At 66.0% G+C, this 5,893-nt stretch carries 7 protein-coding genes; 5 read left to right on the plus strand and 2 right to left on the minus strand.

What is annotated here, in order from left to right:
* Together JWQ89_RS10685 and JWQ89_RS10690 are read left to right on the plus strand one after the other, a co-directional pair.
* Positions 1-295: invasion associated locus B family protein (locus JWQ89_RS10685; protein WP_299640830.1), on the plus strand; the 295-nt coding region annotated here is incomplete at its 5' end.
* A 32-nt stretch (positions 296-327) separates the two neighbouring features.
* The gene (locus JWQ89_RS10690) at positions 328-1,005 is read left to right on the plus strand and encodes a gamma-glutamylcyclotransferase (RefSeq protein WP_299640832.1); all 678 of its coding nucleotides are present in this window, start codon (positions 328-330) and stop codon (positions 1,003-1,005) included.
* Between the two features lie 165 nt (positions 1,006-1,170).
* Here JWQ89_RS10690 and JWQ89_RS10695 read toward each other — a convergent pair whose 3' ends face one another.
* Positions 1,171-1,443 carry a hypothetical protein gene (locus JWQ89_RS10695; RefSeq protein WP_299640834.1) on the minus strand — a complete coding sequence of 91 codons (273 nt, stop codon included), beginning with the start codon at positions 1,441-1,443 and terminating at the stop codon, positions 1,171-1,173.
* 155 nt (positions 1,444-1,598) lie between these two features.
* Between JWQ89_RS10695 and JWQ89_RS10700 the strand changes: the two genes are divergently transcribed.
* The 3 genes from JWQ89_RS10700 (at position 1,599) to JWQ89_RS10710 (ending at position 4,551) form a co-directional block, all read left to right on the plus strand.
* The gene (locus tag JWQ89_RS10700) at positions 1,599-2,486 is read left to right on the plus strand and encodes a LysR family transcriptional regulator (RefSeq protein ID WP_299640836.1); all 888 of its coding nucleotides are present in this window, start codon (positions 1,599-1,601) and stop codon (positions 2,484-2,486) included.
* Between the two features lie 156 nt (positions 2,487-2,642).
* Positions 2,643-3,701 (plus strand): ATP-binding cassette domain-containing protein, encoded by a 1,059-nt coding sequence (locus JWQ89_RS10705; RefSeq protein ID WP_299640839.1) that lies wholly within the window; start codon positions 2,643-2,645, stop codon positions 3,699-3,701.
* A 91-nt stretch (positions 3,702-3,792) separates the two neighbouring features.
* Positions 3,793-4,551 carry an ABC transporter permease gene (locus JWQ89_RS10710; RefSeq protein ID WP_299640840.1) on the plus strand — a complete coding sequence of 253 codons (759 nt, stop codon included), beginning with the start codon at positions 3,793-3,795 and terminating at the stop codon, positions 4,549-4,551.
* Positions 4,552-4,667: 116 nt separating this feature from the next.
* Here the strand turns inward: JWQ89_RS10710 and JWQ89_RS10715 are convergent.
* On the minus strand, positions 4,668-5,893 hold a 1,226-nt coding region (locus JWQ89_RS10715; protein WP_299640842.1), incomplete at its 5' end, for a glutamate--cysteine ligase.

The raw sequence follows: 5,893 nt of genomic DNA on the forward strand, positions 1-5,893 counted from the left end.
CGAGCTCAAGACCGCCGACAAGCAGGCGCCGCTGCTGCGGGTGCTGGCGCCGCTCGGGGTGCTGCTGCCCAACGGGCTCGGGCTCAACATCGACGGGGTCAATATCGGCCGGGTGGCGTTCGTGAGGTGCCTGCCCAACGGGTGCGTGGCCGAAGTGGTGCTCGACGACGAGCTCATCGGCAAGCTGACCAAGGGCAAGAGCGCGATCTTCTTCGTGTTCAAGACGCCTGAGGAAGGGATCGGCATCCCGGTCTCGCTCAACGGTTTCGGCGACGGTTTCGCGCAACTCCCCTGAGGCAATCACGAATGGGCCGATCGGCGAGGCAGATGCGCTTGACCGAGGCCCATGTGGCCCGGATGGCGCTGCTGGTGATGCCCGACGCGCCAAGGCCGCCGGGAGAAGCGGCGACCGACGAGGACTACCGGCAGTTCGTCAAGGACATCCTTGCGGGCAGCGACGGGTCGGGCCAAGTATGGGTCTTCGCCTATGGCTCCCTGATCTGGAAGCCGGCCTGCGCCTTCGTCGAGATCCGCACCGGGCTGCTGCGCGGCTGGCACCGTGCCTTCTGCCTCGGCTGGAACACCCGGTTCCGCGGCTCCGAGCAGAATCCCGGGCTGATGCTGGCGCTCGACCGCGGCGGCTCCTGCAAGGGCGCGCTCTATCGGCTGCCCCCGGGCAAGGCGGAGGAGAACATCGAGTTGCTCTGCCGGCGCGAGATGGGATCCAAGCCATCGCCGTTTCCGCCGCGCTGGGTCACCGTGGCGACCGAGCACGGCCCGGTCCGCGCCTTCACCTTCTGCATCGACCGCAATAGCGGGCGGTACGTATCGGGGCTCACGGAGGATCAGGTCGCCGAGGTGCTGAGCAAGGCGGTCGGGTCGCGCGGGTCGATGGTTGAGTACTTGTTCAACACGGTGAGCCACCTCGAAGAAATGGGCATCCACGACCCACATCTGTGGCGATTGCAGGAGCTGGTCGCGGAGCGGCTGGACGCGACGGGATAGGCCGAGCGATGCGCAGCATCGCCGCTTCGACCAATAGGGACTAGCGGCCTCTCCAAACAAAAAAGCCGGGTCCGAGGACCCGGCAGTTCATCAGGAAACAAGGCCGGCGGGTGGGCCGGCCCGAAGATGGCACAATCCGGGATTGAGCCAAGCGAGAGGCGCAACTCAGGGGTTGAGCCAATTCCGGGCGCTCTCGGCGCGCTTCTGGGACAGCTTGTAGCCGGGGCGCCGGCTGGGGCTGTCTAGGGCCTCGAACAGGTCCTGGCGGTTGATGCCGAGATCGTCGAGGCGGGCAATATCGTACTCGAGAAGCGACTCAAGGGCGATGCGCTGCGCACGGTGTGCCCGGGCTTTGGCGAACCAGTTCGCCAGTGCGCTGAACGGGTTGGACGGTGCGGCTGCCATCGACGGCCGCTCGCTCGAGAGCAAGTGGACCATGGTCCTTCTCCAATTTCACTATGCCGGGGCCAGGGAGCGCCGAGGCGGGAAAGCGATCGTCGATCGCCGATGGATGCGGATATGAGCCCTTGCCTTGCATTCGTCCAACAAATAGAAATCATCCCCATCATCAAATTCCGTGATGGAGAAGCGGGATGACGACTCCTCTCGATCTGGACCAGTTGCAGAGCTTCTGCGCCATAGCCGATTGCGGCAGCTTCACCGAGGCGGCGCGGCGGGTGAACAAGACGCAGTCGGCGGTCTCGATGCAGATCAAGCGGCTCGAGGAACGCCTCGGGCAGCCGCTCCTCAACCGCGACGGCCGCACGGTGGCGCTCACCGAACACGGCCACGCGCTCTATGCCCGCGCCCGCCGCATGCTCCGCGTCAATGCCGAGATCATGGACGTGTTCTCGGACGGCGACCTCAAGGGCTCGATCCGCTTCGGCGTGCCGGACGACTATGCGGTGCGCCTCCTGCCGGTGATTCTCTCGAGCTTCCAGCGCACCCACCCCAAGATCGTCGTCGACGTGCGCTGCCAGCCGTCCGAGGAGCTGCTCGAGGGGATGAAGAGGGGCAAGTACGACCTCATCGTCTTCACCCAGGGCACCAACCACGAATATGGCGAGCTGTTCCGCACCGAGCGGATGTTCTGGGTCGCTTCGCATGGCGGCCAGGCGCTTGCCACCGAGCCGCTCCCCATCGCCGGCGGCCAGACCTGCTGCTGGAAGGACAATGCGGTGGAAGTACTCAACCGCATCGGCCGCGACTATCGCATCGCCTACACCTCGTCGAACGCCATGGCGATCGCCAGCGCCGTGCTGACCGACCTCGCGGTCGGGTTCCTGCCCGAGAGCGCACTGCAGCCGGGGATGCGGGTGATCGCCGAGGACAAGGACCTGCCGCGGCTGCGTGATGCGGAGATCGCCCTGATGCGGGCGAGTCACGCCTATGGCGGGATTTATGATGCGCTGTCGAGCCACATCGTGGCGAGCATGGGCAATCTCGATGGCAAGGACAATTTGCCGATGGCGGCGGAGTAGGCGGGCGTTTTTCCGCTCCGGTGTGGAGCGAACTTTCGCTGGGATGCCACCGGTCTGGGGTTGGGGTCCGTGGCCGGCATGCGCAACCGCGATCAAGCCGGGGTGCCGAAATGAGCACTAAGACGTCGCAACGCATAGCGGCCGGAAGGGCGGTGCATGAGACTGCAATCGCATCCGTTCGAGCCGATCCGGTGCGTGCCGGGCGGGTTTTTCGTCGTGCCGCACAATGACAACGAGGCGCAAGTGACTGCTCCACCGATCATCGAGGCCAGGGGTCTCAAGCGAAATTTCAAGGCGCGGGGCGCCAAGGGCAAGACCATCGAGGCGGTGCGCGGCATCGACCTCAGCGTCCGCGAGGGCGAGATCGTCGGTTTTCTCGGTCCCAACGGCGCCGGCAAGACCACGACGCTGAAGATGCTCTGCACGTTGCTGACGCCCACCGATGGCTCGGCGACGGTGGTCGGCGCGGACCTGAGGCGCGATCCGGTCGAGGTGCGGCGGCGCATTGGCTATGTCAGCCAGGCCGGCTCGACGTCGCCCGAGGCGAAAGTGGGCGAGGAGATCGTCAGCCATGCGCGGCTCTATGGGATCGACAAGAAGGTGGCGATCGAGCGCGGCAAGGAGTTACTGACGGCGCTCGATCTTGCCGATATCTGGGACCGCACCTGCGGATCGCTGTCTGGCGGGCAGCGCCGGCGGCTCGATATCGTGATGGGCCTGATCCACCGGCCGCGGCTGGTGTTTCTCGACGAGCCCTCGACCGGGCTCGACCCGCAGAGCCGGGCGAACCTGTGGAATCATATCCGGAAGCTTCGGGACGAGTTGGGGACGACGGTGTTCCTCACCACGCATTACATGGACGAGGCCGACTCGCTGTCGGATCGCATCCTGATCATCGACCACGGCGTCATTGTTGCCGAGGGCACGCCGGCGGAGCTGAAAAAGCGGGTGTCCGGGGACACCATCACGCTGACGCTGCGGACCGAGGCGGATGCGGCAGGCTCCTCCGCGATCGCGGCGCGGCTGCCTGGCGCCGATGCCCCAGTGGCCGAGGCCAATGTGGTGCGCTTTCACGTGCCGGACGGGGCGACGGCGCTGCCGGTGCTGCTTGGGGACCTCACCAAGGCGGGGATCGATGCGATCGGCGTCGACGTCAACCGCCCTACCCTCGACGATGTGTTCCTGACGCTGACAGGGCGGTCGCTGAGGGATTGAAATGTCGCAGTGTGCGGCACCCACGGTCACTCCCTTGACGGGAAGGGTCGGGAGGGCTGCGCGGCACGCACAACGCAGGAGTGAGCAATTAATGACCTTCATCCGCGATACCTGGATCATCTTCGCCCGGGCCATGGGCCTGTCGCTGCGGCAGCCGCTCTGGGTGCTGATCGGGCTGCTGCAGCCGATCCTTTACCTCACGCTGTTCGGGCCGCTGCTGCAGACGGTGGCGGCGACCTCCGGCTTTCAGGGGGATGCCTGGCAGGTGTTCGTGCCCGGGCTGCTGGTACAGCTCGGCATCTTTGGCGGGCTGTTCGTCGGCTTCGGCATCATTGCCGAGTGGCGGTCGGGGGTGATCGAGCGGCAACTGGTGTCGCCGGCGTCGCGAGCTGCAATCATCGCGGGGCGCACGCTGCGCGACGTGGTGGTGATCGTGGTGCAAGCGAGCGTGCTGGTCGGCGCGGCGTATTTCATGGGTTTGCGCGTGCCGGTCGGCGCACTGCTGATCGGGCTGGTGCTGGTGGCGCTGCTGGGGGCGGCGTTCTCGTTCATCTCCAACGCCATCGGCATCGCGACCAAGAGCGAGGATGCGCTGGCCCCGATGGTCAATACGCTGGCGCTGCCGATCCTCTTGTTGTCGGGCATCCTGCTGCCGATGACGCTGGCTCCGGCGTGGCTGCAGGTGCTCTCCAACTTCAACCCGTTCAAGCACATCGTCGAGGCGTTGCGCGCGGTGTTCCGGGGGGATTTCGGCGATCCGATCGTCGGGATCGGACTTGTGCTGGCGGTGGTGCTGGTGGTGCTGGGGGCGTGGATGGGGAGCCGGGTGCTGGCGGCTCAGACGAAATAGGACACTCCCCCCTCCCCTTGAGGGAGAAGGGTGCCCAAACGGCGGGGTGAGGGCAGACTTCCCCTCATCCGGCGCTGCGCGCCACCTTCTATCTCAAGGGGAGAAGAGAAGAAGGGCTACATCTCGGCTTCGTCGAAGATTCGCGTCAGGTCGCCGGCCCATTCGCCGTTGTATTTGTCGAGCCAGCGCTCGGCCTGGGTCTTGCCGAGGTCGAGGGTCTCCTCGAGGGGGGCGAGGTAGATGGTTTCGTCCTTGCCGCTCACGACGTGCTTGCGGCGGCGGAGGCCGTCGCTGGCGAGGCCTACCGCCAGCCGAGCGATGTCGGCGACGGTGCCGCCGCGGAACGGGGTGTGGATGGCGGTGCGGGGAACCTCATTGCGCAGCGTCTCGCGCTCGGCCTCGGTCCAGTCCCTGACGAGATCCCAGGCGGCGTCGAGCGACTCGCTGTCGTAGAGGAGGCCCGTCCAGATGGCGGCGAGCGCGAGGACATGGCCGCGATCGCCCATGTCGGCGCCGCGCTGCTCGAGAAACTGCTTCAGGCGGACTTCGGGGAACAGGGTCGACAGATGGTTCTCCCAGTCCTTGATTGTGGGCTTTTGGCCCGGCAGCTGCGGCAGCTTGCCGGCAAGGAAATCGCGGAAGCTTTCGCCGGCGGTGTTGATGTACTCGCCCTTGCGGATGACGAAGTACATCGGCACGTCGAGGGCGTATTCGGCGTAGCGATCGAAGCCAAAGCCGTCTTCGAAGGCGAAGGGCAGCATGCCGGTGCGGGCGCGGTCGGTGTTGAGCCAGATGTGCGAGCGGAAGCTGAGGAAGCCCGAGGGCTTGCCGTCGATGAAGGGCGAATTGGCAAAGAGCGCCGTGACGATGGGCTGCAGCGCTACCGAGACGCGGAGCTTCTTGACCATGTCGGCTTCGTCGGAAAAGTCGAGGTTCGCCTGGACGGTGGCCGAGCGATACATCATCGAAGTGCCGAGCGTGCCGACCTGCTGCATGTACTTGGTCATGATGGCATAGCGCGACTTCGGCATGGCCGGGATGTCGGCGACAGACCAGAAGGGGGTGACGCCGAGGCCGAGGAAATGGATGTTCATCGGGGCCCCGATGACGCGGCAGTCCTCGAGATGGGAGTCGAGTTCGGCGGCGGCGTCGTGGATGGTGAGCTGCGGCGAGCCGCTCAGCTCGAACTGGCCGCCTGGCTCCAGCGAGATGCCGCCGACGGTGCCGAGGTTGCGCAATCCAATCGAGTTGCCGCGATCGAAGAACGGGTGCCAGCCGGTGCGGGTTTCGATGCCCTTGAGCAAGGCGTGGACGCCGTCCTCGCCGTCATAGGGCACCGGGC

The organism is Devosia sp., assembly GCF_028290645.1.
Lineage (GTDB): Bacteria > Pseudomonadota > Alphaproteobacteria > Rhizobiales > Devosiaceae > Devosia_A.